The organism is Pseudomonas sp. UBA6699 (genome assembly GCF_002454615.1).
Lineage (GTDB): Bacteria > Pseudomonadota > Gammaproteobacteria > Pseudomonadales > Pseudomonadaceae > Aquipseudomonas > Aquipseudomonas juntendi.
In genome coordinates, this window is the sequence record NZ_DKJF01000021.1 from 13578 (window position 1) to 32352 (window position 18775).

The 18775-nt window shown below is 65.0% G+C and carries 13 protein-coding genes and 2 tRNA genes; 8 read left to right on the forward strand and 7 right to left on the reverse strand.

The features are described from left to right. The first annotated feature begins 129 nt into the window (after positions 1 to 129). On the forward strand, positions 130 to 2007 hold the full coding sequence (locus tag B3361_RS04045) for an MFS transporter (RefSeq protein WP_286920115.1): 1878 nt from the start codon (positions 130 to 132) through the stop codon (positions 2005 to 2007). Between the two features lie 9 nt (positions 2008 to 2016). Here B3361_RS04045 and sugE read toward each other — a convergent pair whose 3' ends face one another. Together sugE and rdgC are read right to left on the reverse strand one after the other, a co-directional pair. Continuing rightward, positions 2017 to 2334: a quaternary ammonium compound efflux SMR transporter SugE gene (gene sugE, locus B3361_RS04050; protein WP_009686221.1), complete on the reverse strand. Its 318-nt coding sequence runs from the start codon at positions 2332 to 2334 to the stop codon at positions 2017 to 2019. Positions 2335 to 2618: 284 nt separating this feature from the next. Then, complete coding sequence (gene rdgC / locus B3361_RS04055) at positions 2619 to 3539, reverse strand: recombination-associated protein RdgC (RefSeq protein ID WP_154211809.1); 921 nt, start codon at positions 3537 to 3539, stop codon at positions 2619 to 2621. Positions 3540 to 3756: 217 nt separating this feature from the next. Between rdgC and B3361_RS04060 the strand changes: the two genes are divergently transcribed. Together B3361_RS04060 and B3361_RS04065 are read left to right on the forward strand one after the other, a co-directional pair. Then, positions 3757 to 3832 (forward strand) — tRNA-Val (locus B3361_RS04060). 13 nt (positions 3833 to 3845) lie between these two features. Next, positions 3846 to 3922: transfer RNA gene (locus tag B3361_RS04065), tRNA-Asp, on the forward strand. A 108-nt stretch (positions 3923 to 4030) separates the two neighbouring features. Here B3361_RS04065 and map read toward each other — a convergent pair. Further along, positions 4031 to 4828, reverse strand: coding sequence for a type I methionyl aminopeptidase (gene map / locus B3361_RS04070; RefSeq protein ID WP_238784005.1), 798 nt, complete (start codon positions 4826 to 4828; stop codon positions 4031 to 4033). Positions 4829 to 5087: 259 nt separating this feature from the next. Here map and B3361_RS04075 point away from each other — a divergent pair, with 259 nt between their 5' ends. The 3 genes from B3361_RS04075 (at position 5088) to nirD (ending at position 12323) form a co-directional block, all read left to right on the forward strand. Further along, the gene (locus tag B3361_RS04075) at positions 5088 to 9113 is read left to right on the forward strand and encodes a bifunctional nitrate reductase/sulfite reductase flavoprotein subunit alpha (RefSeq protein ID WP_154211810.1); all 4026 of its coding nucleotides are present in this window, start codon (positions 5088 to 5090) and stop codon (positions 9111 to 9113) included. Positions 9114 to 9408: 295 nt separating this feature from the next. Further along, positions 9409 to 11961 (forward strand): nitrite reductase large subunit NirB, encoded by a 2553-nt coding sequence (nirB, locus tag B3361_RS04080; RefSeq protein ID WP_154211811.1) that lies wholly within the window; start codon positions 9409 to 9411, stop codon positions 11959 to 11961. Continuing rightward, positions 11961 to 12323: a nitrite reductase small subunit NirD gene (nirD, locus tag B3361_RS04085; RefSeq protein ID WP_009686226.1), complete on the forward strand. Its 363-nt coding sequence runs from the start codon at positions 11961 to 11963 to the stop codon at positions 12321 to 12323. Before nirB ends, nirD begins: the two co-directional genes overlap by 1 nt. Positions 12324 to 12450: 127 nt before the next feature. Here the strand turns inward: nirD and B3361_RS04090 are convergent, their stop codons facing one another. The 4 genes from B3361_RS04090 to B3361_RS04105 all read right to left on the reverse strand — a co-directional run bounded on the left by B3361_RS04090 (position 12451) and on the right by B3361_RS04105 (position 16473). Beyond that, positions 12451 to 13401 (reverse strand): 2-hydroxyacid dehydrogenase, encoded by a 951-nt coding sequence (locus tag B3361_RS04090; RefSeq protein ID WP_154211812.1) that lies wholly within the window; start codon positions 13399 to 13401, stop codon positions 12451 to 12453. A gap of 40 nt (positions 13402 to 13441) precedes the next feature. Then, positions 13442 to 14200, reverse strand: a complete 759-nt coding sequence (locus B3361_RS04095; protein ID WP_029885869.1) for an SDR family oxidoreductase — start codon at positions 14198 to 14200, stop codon at positions 13442 to 13444. An 18-nt stretch (positions 14201 to 14218) separates the two neighbouring features. Further along, entirely contained in the window at positions 14219 to 14929 is a 711-nt protein-coding gene (locus tag B3361_RS04100) for a fumarylacetoacetate hydrolase family protein (RefSeq protein WP_154211813.1), read from the reverse strand. A gap of 203 nt (positions 14930 to 15132) precedes the next feature. Then, positions 15133 to 16473: an MFS transporter gene (locus B3361_RS04105; protein WP_009686232.1), complete on the reverse strand. Its 1341-nt coding sequence runs from the start codon at positions 16471 to 16473 to the stop codon at positions 15133 to 15135. Positions 16474 to 16887: 414 nt separating this feature from the next. Between B3361_RS04105 and B3361_RS04110 the strand changes: the two genes are divergently transcribed. Then, entirely contained in the window at positions 16888 to 17817 is a 930-nt protein-coding gene (locus B3361_RS04110; protein WP_286920116.1) for a helix-turn-helix transcriptional regulator, read from the forward strand. A 10-nt stretch (positions 17818 to 17827) separates the two neighbouring features. Next, positions 17828 to 18760 carry a pca operon transcription factor PcaQ gene (gene pcaQ / locus B3361_RS04115; RefSeq protein WP_009686234.1) on the forward strand — a complete coding sequence of 311 codons (933 nt, stop codon included), beginning with the start codon at positions 17828 to 17830 and terminating at the stop codon, positions 18758 to 18760. Positions 18761 to 18775: the final 15 nt, after the last annotated feature.

Genomic DNA, 18775 nt, shown 5'->3' on the forward strand with positions numbered 1-18775 from the left:
GGCGCGATCGACCCGCTGAGCGTGGCGGGTTCTGCCCCTGCGCTTGCCAGCCGCTGCCTTTCCCATGCAGATTTGTGGCCTGGTGCGCCCGGCGCGCCTCCAATTGAAAAGCCATCAGGACCAAGGACGATGAGTCATTCCTCGCAATTCACCTTGCTCGGCAAGCGGCGCTTCCTGCCGTTTTTCATCACTCAGTCGCTGGGTGCCTTCAACGACAACCTGTTCAAGCAGTCGCTGATCCTGGCGATCCTGTTCAAGCTCAGCCTGGGCGAGGGTGACCGGTCGATCTGGGTCAACCTGTGTGCCTTGCTGTTCATTCTGCCGTTTTTCCTGTTTTCGGCGTTAGGTGGGCAGTTTGGCGAAAAGTTTGCCAAGGACGCGCTGATCCGCGCCATCAAGCTGGCCGAGATCGCCATCATGGCGGTCGGCGCCCTGGGCTTCATCACCAACCACCTGGCGCTGATGCTGGTGGCGCTGTTCGGCATGGGCACGCATTCGGCGCTGTTCGGCCCGGTGAAGTATTCCATCCTGCCCCAGGCCCTGCGTGAAGAAGAGCTGGTCGGTGGCAACGGGCTGGTCGAAACCGGCACCTTCCTTGCCATCCTGGCAGGCACCATCGGCGCCGGGGTGATGATGTCGGCCGACAGCTACGCCACCGTGGTGGCCGGGGGGGTGGTCGGCACTGCGGTGCTGGGCTACCTGGCCAGCCGCTGGATCCCGCGGGCAGCCGCGGCCTCGCCGAACATGCCGCTGGACTGGAATATCTTCAAGCAATCCTGGGTGATCCTGCGCATGGGCCTGGGCCAGCCGCCGGCAGTGTCGCGCTCGATCGTCGGCAACTCGTGGTTCTGGTTTGTCGGTGCCATCTACCTTACGCAGATTCCGGCCTACGCCAAGGACTGGCTGCACGGTGACGGCACCGTGGTAACGCTGGTGCTGACGCTGTTCGCGGTGGGCATCGCGCTGGGCTCGCTGCTGTGCGAACGGCTCAGCGGGCGCAAGGTGGAAATCGGCCTGGTGCCATTCGGCTCGTTCGGCCTGACCCTGTTCGGGTTGCTGTGGTGGTGGCACTCTGGCGATGTGCCAGCGGCTGCTGCGCCGCATGACTGGCTGGCGCTGCTGGGCATGAGCCAGGCCTGGTGGATCCTGCTGTCGATCATGGGCCTGGGGGTGTTCGGCGGCTTCTATATCGTGCCGCTGTATGCCTTGATCCAGGCCCGCACCGGCGAAGACCAGCGCGCCCGGGTAATCGCGGCCAACAACATCCTCAATGCCCTGTTCATGGTGGTGTCGGCACTGCTCACCATCCTCCTGCTGGGCCTGGCCAAGCTGAGCATCCCCCAGCTGTTCCTGGTGGTGTCGCTGCTCAATATCGCGGTCAACGCCTACATTTTCAGGATCGTGCCCGAGTTCACCATGCGCTTCTTGATCTGGCTGCTCAGCCATTCGATGTACCGCGTGCAGCACCGTGACCTCCAGCGCATTCCCGACCAGGGTGCGGCGTTGCTGGTGTGCAACCATGTCTCGTTCGTCGACGCGCTGCTGTTGGGTGGGGCGATCCGCCGGCCGATCCGCTTTGTCATGTACTACAAGATCTACAACCTGCCGGTGCTCAACTTTGTTTTCCGTACCGCAGGGGCCATCCCGATTGCCGGGCGCAATGAAGACCAGGCCACGTACGAGCGGGCCTTCGCACGCATTGCCGCGTACCTGGCCGACGGCGAACTGGTGTGCATCTTCCCGGAGGGCAAACTGACCGGTGATGGTGAAATCGATGTGTTCAAGGGGGGCGTCAAGCGCATCCTCGAAGAAACCCCGGTGCCGGTGATTCCGCTGGCCTTGCAGGGCTTGTGGGGCAGTTTCTTCAGCCGCGACCCACGCAAAGGCTTCTTCAAGCGGTTGTGGTCGCGGGTGACCATCGTGGCCGGTGCCGCCATCCCGGTGGAGGCGGCGCAGCCAGAGGCCCTGCGTGAGCAGGTCAGCCGCTTGCGCGGCAACCTGCGCTAGGGGAGGGGATCAGCTGGCGCTGACCTTCAGGCCGACCAGGCCGGTGATGATCAGCGCCACGCTAACCAGGCGTACCAGGGCCATGGATTCGCCGAACAGGATAATGCCGGCGATCACCGTGCCCACGGCCCCCACCCCGGTCCAGATGGCGTAGGCAGTGCCCAGCGGCAACTCCTTCATGGCCAGGCCCAGAAGGCCGAGGCTGATAGCCATGGCGGCGACGGTGAGTACGGTGGGCAGTGGCTTGCTGAAGCCGTCGGTGTATTTGAGGCCTACGGCCCAGCCGACCTCGAACAGGCCGGCGAAGAACAGGATGATCCAGGACATGGTGCTTCTCCATCGTGGTGAATGATGGGGCCGTCCCCGTAATGATCACGCGGTGCGTCGTGAGGTCGTCCTCACAGTGAGCACTATAGTGCACACCTGCAGGTTTCAGGGCAAGACGCGAGACGCAAGCTGCAAGCTGCAAGAAAAACCCAAAGCAGGGGTGCCGTGTTCGATGCGGCACCGTAGTACTTTCACTTGCCACTTGCCACTTGCCACTTGCCACTTGCCACTTGCCACTTGCCACTTGCCACTTGCCACTTGCCACTTGCCTTTCGCTACTGCTTTCAGACCCCCTGCGGAATCTCCTCGCCACCCAGGGCCTCGAACAGCACCGGCAAGAATTCGGCAAAGGTCATCATCATCAGCTGGAAGCTGGCGTCGAACTGCTGGGCCGCCTCATCGCCACCGTCCTGTTCGGCCTGTTCCTGCAGCAGCTCTTCGAACTTCAGGCGCTTGATGACCATCTTGTCGTCGAGGATGAACGACAGCTTGTCCTGCCAGGCCAGGGCCAGTTGGGTAACCACCTTGCCGGTGCTCAGGTGCAGCTGGATTTCTTCGCCGGTCAGGTCCTGGCGTTTGCAGCGCACGATGCCACCGTCTTCGGCGGTGTCGCGCAGTTCGCACTCGTCCAGCACGTAGAAGCCTTCAGCAGCCTGTTGCGACTTGACCCAGTCGGTCATGGTAGCAACCGGTGCGATTTTTACCATGGCTGGGCGCACTGGCAGCGAGCCCATCACTTCACGCAGGGTCGACAGCAGGTCTTCGGCACGCTTGGCGCTGGCCGAGTTGACCAGGATCACACCCTGACGCGGGGCAATGGCAGCGAAGATCATCGAGCGGCGGATGAACGCGCGCGGCAGGAAGGCCTGGATGATCTCATCCTTGATCTGGTCGCGTTCCTTCTTGTAGACCTTGCGCATCTGCTCGGTCTCGATCTCTTCGACCTTTTCCTTCACGGCGTCATTGACCACGCTGCTTGGCAGGATGCGTTCTTCCTTGCGTGCGGCAATCAGCAGGTACTCGCCGCTGACATGCACCAAGGGCGCGTCTTCGCCTTTGCCGAACGGTGCGATGAAACCATAGGTGGACAGCTCCTGGCTGGCACAGGCGCGGGCCGGCTTGCTGGCCAGGGCGGCCTCCAGCGCTTCAGGCTCGAACGGTACTTCCTGGGTCAGGCGGTAGGTCAGCAGGTTCTTGAACCACATGCGGGGCAATCTCTCATTAATGCATAAGGCGGGCATTATTCTCCGAGCAGTGCTCCCAGGCCAACCCTGTCAGAGGGCCAGCAGTGGTTAATGGCGCAAGAAAACGCCTGGCAACGCTAGGTCTTTGAAAGGCCTGAGGTTTTTTTTGAAGAAAGTTTAAAAAGTGCTTGCCAGGGTGCAGGGGCGTACGTAGAATGCGCGCCACACCGAGAGACATGGGTGATTAGCTCAGCCGGGAGAGCATCTGCCTTACAAGCAGAGGGTCGGCGGTTCGATCCCGTCATCACCCACCACTCGATGTATAGCGCAGCGGTAGTTCAGTCGGTTAGAATACCGGCCTGTCACGCCGGGGGTCGCGGGTTCGAGTCCCGTCCGCTGCGCCATATTCAACTTCCAGGGCCCACTGAACACCCGGAAGTTACAAAGAAAGCGACCCTAGGGTCGCTTTTTTTGTGCCTGTATGCTTCAAGAGCCCGCAGAGCGCTTCAGTTTCAGCCCCGGCGTTCTTCTTCACGCAACGTCAGCACTTCGAAACCGTCGTCCGTCACCGCCACCGTGTGCTCCCATTGCGCCGACAGGCTGTGGTCGCGGGTAACCACTGTCCAGCCATCTTTCAGTTCGCGCGTGCCGCGCCCACCCTGGTTGATCATCGGTTCGATGGTGAACACCATGCCTGGCTTGAGCTTCATGCCCATGCCGCGCTGGCCCACGTGCAAGACCTCCGGTGCTTCATGCATCTGCTGGCCGATACCATGCCCACAGTATTCGCGCACCACGCTGTAGCCCGCGGCCTCGGCATGGGCCTGCACGGCGTGGCCGATGTCACCCAGCGTGGCCCCTGGGCGCACCTGCTCGATGCCTTTCCACAGCGCTGCATAGGTGGTGTCGACCAGGCGGCGGGCCTCGTCGCTGATCGTGCCAATGCAGTACATCTTCGAGGCGTCGGCGATGTAGCCGCCCTGTTCCAGGGTAATGTCGACGTTGACGATCGAGCCTTCCTCAAGCACCTCGTCGGCTTTGGGCATGCCATGGCACACCACATGGTCCACCGAGGTATTGAGCGAGTAGGGGAACCCGTACTGGCCCTTGCTCGCAGGCCGGGCCTTGAGCGTTTCGACAATGTAGGCTTCGGCGCGGTCGTTGATTTGCAGGGTGGTCATGCCGGGGCGGATGAAGTTGTCGAGGTCAGCGAATACCTGGGCCAGCAACTGGCCGGCCCGGCGCATCAGCTCGAGTTGGGCGGGGGTCTTGAGGATCACCTGGGGCATGGGGAAAGGGCGGTTGCTCATGCTGGAATTTGCCCCAGCATAGCGCCAGCGGGTGTTAAGTTGCCACCGCATGGTGCGCAGGGTGCGCACGGTACGCCAGAGCGCGGGCGTGGTAGAAGCGTCTGCTCCAGCTGGCCCACTAATTGCTGGCTACCTCCCATCCCGGGCCATCAACGTCGACAGCCCGCACATTCTCACGACAAAGGCGCCGTGTTGCCCCCGCTTGCTGCTGCAGGCCGGGGCAGCCGGCGCCTTTTTGCGTTTCCACAGGAGCCCGCCCATGGTCAATAACGAAGTGCGCAGCGTATGCCCGTATTGCGGGGTTGGTTGCGGCATCGTCATGAGCGTTGCCGATGGCAAGGTCGGCAAGATCAGCGGCGACAAGCAGCACCCCAGCAACTACGGCCGGCTGTGCACCAAGGGCCTTACCGCCCACTTGCCGCTGACGGCGGCCGGGCGCATGGAAGACGCCTACCTGCGCCAGCAACGCAACCAGCCGCCAGTGCGCGCCAACATGGACCAGGCAATTGCCGAGAGTGCTAAGCGCCTGCGTGGCATCATCGACCAGCATGGGCCAGACGCCGTAGCGCTCTACGTGTCCGGGCAGATGTCGCTGGAGGCCCAGTACCTGGCCAACAAGCTGGCCAAGGGTTTCATTCGCACCCGCCACATCGAGTCCAATTCGCGCTTGTGCATGGCCAGTGCCGGCAGCGGCTACAAGCTGTCGCTAGGCGCCGACGGCCCGCCTGGCAGCTACGAGGATTTCGAGCACGCCGATGTGTTTCTGGTGATCGGTTCGAACATGGCTGACTGCCACCCGATCCTGTTCCTGCGTCTGCTCGACCGGGTCAAGGCAGGGGCCAAACTGATCGTCGTAGATCCCCGGCGCAGCGCCACGGCGGACAAGGCCGACCTGTTCCTGCAGCTGCGCCCCGGCAGCGACATGGCCTTGCTCAATGGCCTGCTGCACCTGCTGCATCGCAATGGCCACACCCAACCGGACTTCATCGCCCGCCATACCGAAGGCTGGGACGACATGCCCGCCTTGCTCGATGACTACAGCCCCGAACGGGTGGCCGCCATCACCGGGCTGGCCGAGGCCGACATCGTCAAGGCCGCGCAATGGATCGGCAGCGCCGGCAACTGGATGAGCTGCTGGACCATGGGGCTGAACCAGAGCATTCATGGCACCTGGCACAGCAATGCCATCTGCAACCTGCACCTGGCCACCGGTGCCATTTGCCGCCCTGGCAGCGGGCCGTTCTCGCTGACCGGCCAGCCCAATGCCATGGGCGGCCGCGAAATGGGCTACATGGGGCCCGGCTTGCCCGGCCAGCGCTCGGCGCTGGTGGCGGCTGACCGTGCCTTCGTCGAACAGCAGTGGCAACTGCCACCCGGTAGCCTGCGCAGCGAAGCCGGCGAGGGAACGGTGGCCCTGTTCGAGCAACTCAAGGCCGGTAAGGTGAAAGCCTGCTGGATCATCTGCAGCAACCCGGTTGCCAGTGTCGCCAACCGCCAGCAGGTGCTCGACGGCTTGCGCCAGGCCGACCTGGTGATCGCCCAGGACGCTTTCCTCGACACCGAAACCAACCGTTACGCCGATATCCTGCTGCCTGCCGCGCTGTGGGCCGAAGGCGAGGGCGTGATGATCAACAGCGAACGCAACCTGACCCTGATGCCCCGCGCTGTCGAGCCGCCCGGGCAAAGCCTGCCGGACTGGCAGATCATCGCCCGCGTGGCCTGCGCGATGGGCTATGGCGAGGCCTTCGATTACCCGAACGCCGAGGCGGTGTATGAGGAAATTCGCCGCTTTCACAACCCGGCCACCGGCTATGACCTGCGTGGCATCAGCTATGCCGACCTGCGTCAGCAACCCCGGCAGTGGCCCAGCGCCCCGGGGCGCGAGCAGCACCGCAGCCCGCTGCGTTACCTGAACGATGGCAGCAGCCAGGCGCTGCTGCTCGATGACCAAGGGCAGCGGCCGGCTATCGCCTTCCCCACGGCCAGTGGCAAGGCACGCTTCTTCGCCCGGCCCTGGTTGCCCGCCGCTGAGTTGCCGGATGACGCCTACCCCCTGGTGCTCAACACCGGCCGCGTGCAGCACCACTGGCATACCCTGACCAAGACCGGCAAGGTACCGGCGCTGAACAAGCTGGAGCCCGGCCCGTTCGTTGAAATCCACCCGGAAGATGCCGCCCGTTTGGGCATTGCCGAGAAAGACCAGGTGGCCGTTCGCTCGCGGCGTGGCCAGGCCGTGCTCCCGGCGCGTACCAGCGACCGGGTCATGCCGGGCAACTGCTTTGCGCCGTTTCACTGGAACGACCTGGTCGGTGAGCAGCTGGCCATCAATGCCGTGACCTGCGATGCGCTCGACCCTCTGTCGTTGCAGCCCGCATTCAAGCACTGCGCCGTGGCCCTGCAGCGGGTTGCCGGCGAGCGTATCGATGCCCTTGAACTGCACACCTCCGTTGCCGAGCCTGCCAGCATGCCGACCGCCACCTTGTCCCGCCTGTTAGGCCTGGACACCTTGCCGGCCCCGGTGCTGGCCGACGACGAGCGCCACTATCTGCAAGGTTTTCTGCTGGGGCTGGCCCAGGCGCGCGCCGACGCTGTGCCCAGCCTGCCGGCCAGTGCGCCGCTGCCGGCCAGCCGGCGTATGTTCGTTGACGGCTTGCTGGCCGGGCTGTTCGCGACCCCGGCCCAGGCACCGGCCGCGGCGCCAGCCCAGCCGCTGCACCAGGTGGTATGGGCTTCGCAGACCGGCAACTGCGAACTGCTGGCCGAGCGCTGCGCCGAACGCCTGCGCGGCGCAGGCCTGCAGGTGCAGCTCAGTTGCATGCAGGCGACCCGCCCCAGCCAGCTGCGCGGCGCTGCCAGCGTGGTGTTCATTACCAGCACGTTCGGTGATGGCGAGGCCCCCGACAGTGCCGCGAACTTCTGGCAGGCGTTGCAAGGTGAGGAGGGCGGCCACTGCGCCGAGCTGCCGTATGCCGTGCTGGCCTTGGGCGACTCCAGTTATGAGCAGTTCTGTGGTTTTGGCCGCAAGCTGGACCAGCGGCTGGCCGAGCTGGGCGGCCGGCGCCTGCTGCAACGGGTGGACTGCGAGCCCGACTTCGACGAAGTGTTTGCCGGCTGGCTGGAGGCACTGCTGCCAAGCCTGGGGAGCACCGCCGCGGCACAGCCGGCCGGCGCAGCGGCACCCGTGGCGGCTTACACCAAGCAGCGGCCCTGGGCGGCCACCCTGCTGGAAAACCGTCTGCTCAACGGCCCCGGTGCCAGCAAGGAAACCCGCCAGCTGGTCTTCGACCTCAGTGGCAGCGGTTTCACCTACGCCGCCGGCGACGCCCTGGGGGTATGGCCACGCAATTGTCCGGCGCTGGTTGCAGAACTGCTGGCGCTGATGCAACTCGACGGCCAGGCGCTGGTGGAATTGAAGGGCCAGCCCGCCATGCCGCTGGCCGAAGCCCTGCAGGCACACCTGGAAATCGCCAAGGTCACCCCACAGCAACTGCAGGTGTTCGCCGCTAATGCCCCCGACCTGCAGCGCCTCCTGCAGCCCGAGTGCAAGGCCGAACTGCAGGCGTGGTTGTGGGGCCGGCAACTGGTCGATGTGTTGCGCGCCTTCCCGCAGCAACTGCCACTGGCCAGTTGGCTCGCGTTGCTCAAGCCGTTGCAGCCACGGCTGTACTCGATCAGTTCCAGCCCACTGGCGCACCCGCAACAGGTGCACCTGACCGTTTCCACGGTGCGCTACGGTGATCGCAACGGTGTGTGCTCCAGCTTCCTGGCCGACCGGGCACAGGCGTTGAAGGTGGCGATTTTCCCGCAGGTGTCGAAGCACTTCCGCCTGCCTGAGGACGATGGTGTGCCGTTGATCATGGTCGGCCCTGGCACTGGCATTGCGCCGTTTCGGGCGTTCCTTGAAGAGCGTGAAGCGCGCGGCGCCAGCGGGCCGAACTGGCTGTTCTTCGGCGAGCAGCACGCTGCGAGCGACTTTTATTACCAGGCGCAATTGCAGGCCTGGCAAGCCACGGGGCACCTGCGGCTGGACACGGCGTTCTCGCGTGACCAAGCGCAAAAGATCTACGTGCAGACGCGCATGCTCGAGCACGGTGCGCAGCTGTGGCAATGGTTGCAGGCCGGGGCGTACTTCTATGTCTGCGGTGATGCCCAGCGCATGGCCAGGGATGTGGATGCGGCCTTGCGGGCGATTGTCGCCGAGCATGGCGGCATGGATGCGGCGGCGGCTGATGCCTACGTCGACGGCCTGAACCAGGCCCGGCGCTACCGGCGTGACGTGTACTGATGTGCACCGCGATGGGCTGCAGTGCACTGTGAATGTGCGCAGCCGGTGCCGGGTGGCGGGCGAGCGAGCCCGCTGCTGCAAAGCCCTGGAACGCTGTGCAGGCCCGTGCAGGTGCGGGTTTGCGCGTAACGCGTCCACCCCCGGCACCAGGCTTGGCACACTCCCTGCTTAGCCCATGTAACAACAAAGCCCACTGATCAACGGCGATCAACCGGGCCCCCTACCGTGATGAATACAGGCAAAGGCGCCTGGAGCTTCGGCTCCAGGCGCTTTTTTTTTGATCGAGGATCGGCTTATGAAGGCAACAGCGAGCAGCGGGCAACGAGAGCGACTGGTCATCGTCGGCAACGGCATGGTCGGCCACCACTGTGTCGAACAACTGGTCAGCCGCGGCGCCCTGCAGCAGTTCGAGGTACGGGTGTTCGGCGAGGAGCGCCAGCGCGCCTACGACCGAGTGCACCTGTCCGAGTACTTTGGCGGTAGCTGTGCCGAAACCCTGGCCCTGTGCGAGCGCGACTTCTACACCGCCAGCGGCGTGCACCTGCACCTTGGCGAAGCGGTCCTGCAGATCGATCGCGAGCGCGGCGAGGTGGTTACCGCCCAAGGCCGCTACGGCTACGACCAACTGGTCCTGGCGACCGGTTCCTACCCCTTTGTGCCGCCGATCGAGGGCTCCAGCGGTGATGCCCGCCTGGTCTACCGTACCCTCGACGACCTCGATGGCATTCGCGCTGCCGCCGCCAGCGCCCGCCGTGGCGTGGTGGTGGGGGGTGGCCTGCTGGGGCTGGAAGCGGCCAACGCCCTCAAGTCGCTCGGCCTGGAAGCCCACGTGGTGGAGTTCGCGCCACGGCTGATGCCGGTGCAGCTGGATGGCGAGGGCGGCGCAGCGCTCAAGGCACAGATCGAAGCGCTGGGCGTGGGTGTGCACCTGTCGCGTGCCACCCAGTCGATCAGCCAGGGCGACGCCTACCGTTACCGCATGAACTTCGACGGTGGCCAATACCTGGAAACCGACCTGATCGTGTTCTCCGCTGGCATTCGCCCACAAGATGCCCTTGGCCGTGCCTGCGGCCTGGACATCGCCACGCGCGGCGGGATAGTGATCGACGAGCACTGCCGCAGCAGTGACCCGCGCATCTTTGCCATCGGTGAATGCGCATCGTGGAACGGCAGCGTGTTCGGCCTGGTGGCGCCCGGCTACAGCATGGCGCGCAACCTGGCGGCATTGCTCTGCGGCGAGGCGCCGGTGCCGTTCAGCGGTGCCGACATGTCGACCAAGCTCAAGCTGCTGGGGGTGGACGTCGGTTCGATCGGTGATGCCCACGGTGCTACGCCCGGTGCACGCAGCTACCGCTTCATCGACGAAGCCAACAGCGCCTACCGGCGGCTGGTGGTGGATGCCAGCGGCAAGCATGTGCTGGGTGCGGTGCTGGTTGGCGACAACAGCTATTACGACACCTTGCTGCAGTATGCCCAGAACGGTATTGCCCTGCCGGCCGACCCCGCCGCGCTGATCCTGCCGCAAGGCGGCGCAGCACCAGCGCTGGGGGCCGACGCCTTGCCCGACAGCGCCACCATCTGCTCCTGCCATAACGTCAGCAAGGGTGCAGTCTGTGCCGCCATCGACAGCGGCTGCAGCGACCTGGCTGCGGTCAAGGGCTGCACCAAGGCGGCAACCGGCTGTGGCGGCTGCGCGGCCTTGCTCAAGCAAGTCTTCGAGCATGAACTGACGGCCCGCGGTGTAGCGGTGGACAAGAGCCTGTGCGAGCACTTCGCCTACACCCGGCAAGAGCTGTACGGCATGGTGCGGGTGGAGGGCATCCGCACCTTCAGCGAATTGCTCGCACGTCACGGCAAGGGCCACACCGGCTGTGACATCTGCAAGCCGGCGGTGGGCAACATCCTTGCCTCCTGCTGGAACCAGCCGATCATGGACCCGGCGCTGGTGCCGCTGCAGGACACCAACGACACCTTCATGGCCAATATGCAGAAAAACGGCACCTACTCGGTGGTGCCGCGTATTCCGGGGGGTGAAATCACCCCGGACAAACTCATCGTGATTGGCCAGGTGGCCAAGAAGTACGACCTGTACACCAAGATCACCGGCGGCCAGCGCATCGACCTGTTCGGCGCCCAGCTGCACGAATTGCCGCTCATCTGGGGGGAGTTGATCGAGGCCGGTTTCGAAACAGGCCATGCCTACGGCAAATCGACCCGTACGGTGAAGTCGTGCGTGGGCAGTACCTGGTGCCGCTACGGCGTGCAGGACAGCGTGGCCATGGCCCTGCGCCTGGAAGACCGCTACAAGGGCCTGCGCAGCCCGCACAAGCTCAAGTTCGCCGTGTCTGGCTGCACCCGCGAATGTGCCGAGGCCCAGAGCAAGGACATTGGTGTGATCGCCACCGACAAGGGCTGGAACCTGTACGTGTGCGGTAACGGCGGCATGCGCCCGCGGCATGCCGAACTGTTTGCCACCGACCTGGACGACGAAACCCTGGTACGCCTGATCGACCGCGTGCTGATGTTCTACATCCGCACCGCCGACAAGCTGCAGCGTACTTCGGTGTGGCGTGAAAACCTCGAGGGCGGGCTGGACTACCTGAAACAGGTGGTCATCGACGACAGCCTGGGCCTTGCCAGCGAACTGGAAGCGCAGATGCAGCATGTGGTCGACCAGTATCAGTGCGAATGGGCCAACGCCCTGAACGACCCCGAGAAGCTCAAGCGCTTCCGGACCTTTGTCAACGACCAGCGCGCCGACCCGGACGTGCACTTCGTGCGTGAACGCGAACAACGCCGGCCTGCCGCGCCGCTGCACCTGATCCCCACTGTCGAGGAGGCTGTCTGATGATGCTGTCCAATGCTGCTGTGAACAAACGCGAGAACTGGCAGGCCGTGTGCCGGGCGCAAGACCTGGTGGCCGACTCCGGTGTGGTGGTGTGGCTCGACGGTGCCCAGGTGGCGCTGTTCTATCTACCTGGCCAAGCCCAGGCGCTGTACGCGGTGGACAACCGCGACCCACGCTCCGGGGCCAACATCATCGGCCGCGGCTTGGTGGGTAGCGTGCAGGGTGAGCTGGTGGTGGCGGCGCCTTTGTACAAGCAGCATTTCAGCCTGCACACCGGGGAATGCCTGGAGGACAGCGGGCAGCGCTTGCGGGTGTGGCCGGTGCGGTTGAAGGGCGACGCGGTGGAACTGGGTGTGGCCTGATTCTTGTGCATTGCCAGTGCCGGCCCTTTCGCGGGCTTGCCCGCTCCTACAGGTACAGCGCAGCCCTCAAGCCCTGCGATGACTCTGTGGGAGCGGGCGAGCCCGCGAAGAGGCCGGCACTAGTGCCTCAGAACACCAGCCCCTGCGGCGTGCGCCCGGCAAACACATCTACCAGGCTGGCCACCACCATCTCGCCCATGCGCGTGCGGGTCTGCACGGTGGCACTGGCCCGGTGCGGCTGCAGTACCACGTCCTCACGCTCGAACAACGCCTCGGGCGCTCGCGGCTCATCGGCAAACACATCCAGCGCCGCGCCGGCGATCTCGCCAGCCTGTAATGCCGCGATCAAGGCCGGTTCGTCCACCAGCTTGCCGCGCGCGATGTTGATCAGGTAACCCTCGCTGCCCAAGGCCCGCAGCACGTCGCGATCGATCAGCGCCTCACCCTTGTCGGCCGCCGCTGCAAGGATCAGTGCGTCGCTGTGCTTGGCCAACTGCAGCAGGTCGGCCTCGAAGCCGTATGGCACATCCAGCGCCTGCAAGTCGGTGTAGCGAATCGGGCAACCGAACGCGGCTGCCCGCTGCGCCACCGCGCGGCCGACCCGGCCCATGCCGACAATGCCCACGCGCATGCCCGACACCTGACGGGCCAGTGGCAACGGTGCCAGCGGCGTGGCACTGGTGGCCCAATGGCCGGCGCGCACGAAACGGTCACCGGTGCAGATGCCCCGGCACACACCGATCAGCAGGCCGATGGCGAGGTCGGCAACGTCCTCGGTGAGGGCGCCGATGGTCGCTGTCACCTGGATGCCGCGGTCGCGGGCGTAGGCCAGGTCGACCGCGTCGGTGCCGACACCATTGACCGCGATCACTTCCAGGTTGGGCAGGCGCGCCATCAGTGCCTGGCTGATACCCGTGTGGCCACCGGTGATCACGCCGCGGATATTGTCGGCATGCTGGCTGACGTAGGCGTGCTTGTCGGCCTGTTCGTAGTAGCGGTGTAGGGTGAACAACTGTTCAAGGCGCTCACGGATCTGCGGGATGAGGATCGGGCTAAGTTGCAGGACTTCGGGTTTCATCGGTCACTCCATCAGGAACAGGGTTCATCGAAAGCAAGGTTCAGCCACGGCCAACGAATGGCATGTTGCTGGCCATCACGGTCATGTTCAGCACGTTGGCGTCCAGCGGCAGCGCAGCGATGTAGCGCACCGCGTCGGCCACATGGCGCACGTTTAGCATTGGCTCGGCGGCGATCTCGCCATTGGCCTGGCGCACACCCCGGGTCATGCGCTCGGACAGCTCGGTCAGGGCGTTGCCGATGTCTACCTGGCTGCAGACGATGTTGTAAGGCCGGCCGTCCAGCGCCAGTGCCTTGGTCAGGCCCAGCACCGCATGCTTACTGGCGGTGTAGGGCGCGGTGAACGGGCGCGGGGTATGCGCCGATATCGAGCCGTTGTTGATGATCCGCCCGCCTTGCGGCTGCTGGCGGCGCATCAGGCCGAAGGCCGCGCGGGCACAGAGGAACACCCCATCGACGTTGGTAGCGATGACGTTGCGCCAGTTTTCCAGCGGCAGCTCGTCGACCGGTACGGCCGGGGCATTGATGCCGGCATTGTTGAAGATCACGTCGAGGCGCCCATGTACCTCCTCGACGGTGGCAAACAGCTGCGCGACGCTCTGTTCATCTCGCACGTCAGTGGCTACCGCCATGGCTTCACCGCCCGCAGCCTGCGCCTGTTCGACGACCGCTTGCAGCGGTTCGAGACGGCGCCCGGCGAGGACCAGGCTGAAGCCATCCTCCAGCAGGGCGAGGGCGACGGCGCGGCCGATGCCGCTGCCGGCGCCGGTGACCAGAGCGATTTTCCTGTTCTGCTTCATTTCGTCACTCCAGGGGAATCAGGCAGCGTTGGCGGCTTGCCCGGCAGGGCGGGGGCCGACGTGCAAGTGCAGTTCGCCGATACCGTCGATGCCGGCGTGGAGGGTGTCGCCTGGGTTCAGCGCCGCCACCCCGGGCGGGCTGCCGGTCATGATCAGGTCGCCCGGGCGGAGCGGCAGCTGGCGGGACAGCCGGCTGATGACTTCGGCCAACGTCCAGGTCTGCTGGCTGAGGTGGGCACGCTGGCGCTCCTGGCCATTGACCTGCAGCCACAGCGTCGCATTCAGCGGCCAGGCGCACTCGCTGGCGGGGACGATGGCAGTCATGGGGGCCGAGGCCTCGAACACTTTGGCCGCCTCCCAGGGGAGGCCCTCGGCCTTGGCCTTGCGCTGGTGATCGCGCCGGGTCATGTCCAGGCCGGCGGCAAAGCCGAACACGTGTTCCAAGGCATGCTCCGGGGCGATGTCGGCACCGCCCTTGGCGATGGCTGCGACCAGCTCGATTTCGTGGCAGAACTCGTCGGTCTGCGGCGGGAAGGGCAGCTCGCCCGCTGCCTCGACCACATTGCTCGCTGGTTTCATGAAGAACACCGGCTCCTGTGGCGCCGGCCCGTAGGTTTCCGGCCATGGGTAGTTGCGGCCCAGGCAGAACACCCGGCCGACCGGAAAGCGCACATCGCTGCCGCGGATCGGCAGGCTGACGATGGCCGGGGGGGTGAACAGGTAAGTCATGGGTCAATCCTCCTTGCTGGGGTGGCCAGCGTATGTCACGGGCTGGCCGGTAAAGTTGGACGAAAGCGGGGTTGGGTTGGACTATCCAGGCAACCTGTACCGGTCCTATCGCCGGCAAGCCTGCGCCCACAGGTCCAGGCAACTGCGCAGGCCTTGTGGGAGCTGGCTTGCCAGCGATGAGGCCAGCACAGGCCGTGGGAATCTCAAGCTGCAGTCTTGAGCTCGATGCGGTACAGCTTCCCCAGCAGCAGCGAATACGAAAGCGTCCCCATCAACGCCACCGCGCCAATGAACCAGAACGCCATGGCGAATGAACCGCTGGCCTGCACGATCGCGCCAATCACGATGGGCGTAACGATGCCGCCAATGTTCGCGGCCAGGCTGGTAATCCCGCCGGTCAGGCCGATCAGCTCCTTGGGCGCCACTTCCGACACCGCCGCCCATGACGACGAAGCGATACCCTGGGCAAAGAACGCCAGGGTCAGGACGGCGATGCACAGCACGTTGGAGTCGGTGAAGTTCACCAGCACGATCGACATGCCCAGCATCGAGCCCACCACCAGCGGCAGCTTGCGGGCGAACGACAGCGAGTACCCCTTGCGGATCAGCAGGTCGGAGACGATGCCCGCCAGCAGGATGCCCACCGTAGCGCCAATGAACGGCATGACCGCGAAAATGCCGACCTTGATCAAGGTCAGCTGGCGCTCTTCGATCAGGTAGGTCGGGAACCAGGTCAGGAAGAAATAGAGTGCCGAGGTGCTGGCGAACTTGCCCAGGCAGATCGCCCACACCTGGCGGTAGCGGAACAGCTCGGCGACCTGGCGCCAGTCGAAACGGGTGCGTTGCTGGCTGCTTTTGACCAAGCCGCCGCCGTTCTCTATGTAGGCCAGTTCTTCCTTGCTGACCTTCTTGCAGTTCAACGGGTCGCGGTACAGGAACAGCCACACCACGCCGAACACGATGCCGACCAGGCCCGTGCTGTAGAACACATGGCGCCAGTCGTAGGTGGTCGCCAGCCACAGCAGGGCGCCAGTGAACAGCGCCGTGCCCAGGTACTGGCCGCATACGTAGATGCTGCTGGCCATGCCGCGCTCGCGGGCGGGGAACCACACGGTGACGGCGCGGCTGTTGGCCGGGAAGGCCGGGGCCTCCATGGCACCGACCGCCAGGCGCAGGCCGAACAGCGAGGCAAAGCCACTGGCCAGGCCCTGGGCCACGGTCACTGCCGACCAGCTGATCAGCGACACGCCGTAGGTCAGGCGCGAGCCGAAGCGGTCGGCGATGAAGCCTGCCGGCACCAAGGCCAGGGCGTAGGTCCAGGCGAAGGCGGAGAAGATCAGGCCCATCTCCACCTTGTCCAGGCCAAGGTCCTTGGCCATGAACGGCGCGGCGATGGAAATGTTCACCCGGTCGACGTAGTTGATGATGGTCGCCACCAGCAGCAGCGACAGCATGAACCAGCGGCGGCGGGTGGGCAGGCGCTGGGCAGGGGCCGCGTCCAGCGCGTACGACGACGCGGCGCGGGGGGTAGGCGTGCTCGACATGAGTCGACCTCGTTTGTTGTTGTTGGTAGAGGTTGGGCTGCAGTCCCTCTACTAAGGTGGTCGTACAACGTCTTGAATGCAACGGCAGTTTTAGATCGTTTTTTTCACGGGAGGCGAGGGAAGACTGCACTGTCCAAAAAATCGAGAGGTAGGGTTTTGACCGGTTTTTCTGCTGGGTGTCGCATTTCTAGCGGGCTGTGGACGTTCAGGGTTGCGCAGGTTTTTGCAGACAGGTTTAATTTGATGAGTTTGGACATCGTACAACTTGTGTTGCCTGCTCCCGCCTCTTCGCGGGCTTGCCCGCTCCCACAGGTGCAGCGCAGCCCTCAAGCCCTGTGATGATGCTGTGGGAGCGGGCGTGCCCGCGAAGCGGCCGGAACAGGCAGCGCCCTTCTGGAACCTGGAGTAAGCCCAATGCCCCCAAAGCGCGAGGTCCCGACCTACGTCATGCAGCAGCGCAGCGAGCTGATGGACTTCTACATCCGCGACCAGCGCGGCCGCCCCGCCGAGACAGCGCCACATCGCCACGAGTACTTCCAGATCCAGGTCAACCTGGGCGGCGACACGGTGCAACACATCGGTAGCGTGCAGCGCCCCTTCAGGCGCAACACCCTGGCTTTCATCCTCCCGCACCGGGTGCATGTGATCCCGCACCCGGCCAACAGTGACTTCGTGGTGATCAACTTCTCCCAGACCTTCCTGCTGCCGCACTTGGCCTGTGACCCGATGGACCTGGAAGAGGTGTCGATCCTGCAGGCGCCAGAGCTGTCCCCCTTCCGCTTTCAGGAGCACCTCGACTTTTGCCTGGGCGAGGCCGACTTTGCCGAGTTACGCCAAGTCCTCGAGCGCATGCGTGTACTGGATGCCAACCGCCGCTTCGGCACCCGCGAAATCCTCAAGGGCCTGTTGCTGCAACTGATCGGCCAGGTCTGTGGCCTGTATGCCGAGCCGCTGCGCGAACTGGCCGAGAGCAATGCCGCACAGCTCAGCCGCCGCGCTGCGCTGGGCCGCATGAGCGAATACCTGCGCAGGCATATCGACGACCCCGACCTCAACCTGCAGAAGGTCGCCGCCGCCACCTACCTGTCGCCTATCTACTTGACCCACTGGCTGCGCAAGGAAATCGGCAAGACCTTCAGTGAGCTGGTGCTGGAGCGGCGCATGCACGCCGCACGCAACTACCTGCTCAACGGCAGCCGCCCGGTGGGCGAGGTGGCACGGCTGTGCGGCTTTGCCGACGAAGCCTACTTTTCCCGACGTTTCCGCCAGATCCACGGCCTGCCACCCGGGCAGTTCCGCCGCCAGCAGCGCGACCCGGATACGCCGCAGGTGGCGATGCGGTAAGCTTGCCGGCATGAACCTCGACACCCGCATCAAGTACCGCCACCTGCTGTGCTTTCTGGAGATTGCCCGGCAGGGCAGCCTGGCCAGGGCTGCCAACGTGCTCGCCATCAGTCAGCCGGCGATCTCCAAGACCCTCAAGGAGCTCGAAGACCTGCTGGAAACGCGGCTGTTCGCGCGTAGCCGCCAAGGGGTCGAGCTGACGCCGGCCGGTACGCGCTTCATGCGCTATGCCGGGCCCAGCGTGCAAGCCCTGCGCGATGGCGTCAGCAGCCTGCGCGGCGAGGCACGGGCGCCGTCGCAGGTCCGCATCGGCGTGCTGTCCACGGTCGAGGGCCTGCTCATGCCCGAAGTGCTGTGCCGCCTGCATCAGCGTCATGAGGCGCTGGTGATCAGGGTGGTGACCGGGGTCAGCGCACAACTGCTTGGCCAACTGCACTTGGGGGAACTGGAGCTGGTGGTCGGGCGCATGACCGACAGCCCGCAAATCCAGGGTTTGTCGTTCGAGCACCTGTACAGCGAGTCGATGAGCCTGGTGGTACGCCCAGGTCACCCACTGCTGGCCCGCACCCCCGTGGAGCGCGGCCAGGTAGGGCGTTACCCCTTGGTCTTGCCGCCTGCGGGTACCACCATCCGCCAGCATGCCGACAGCCTGTTCGTGCAATGCGGCATCCAGATGCCGGCGCAGCGCCTGGAAACGCTGTCCCTGGCGTTGAGCCGGCGCTACCTGTTGAGCAGTGACGGCGTGTGGGTGGCGCCGCGCGATGCCGTGCTGCTCGACCTGCGCCGTGGCGAGCTGGTCGAACTTGACCTGGGGGTGCGTGAACCCGGTGGCTCGGTGGGCATCTGTCGCAATGCGGCCCTGCCGCAAAGCCTGCCGGGGCAGTGGGTGTGTGAAGTGCTGCGCGAAGTGGCCGGGCAGTACCGCGAGGGCGTTTACCCCTGAGCCGGCGCTGTCAGC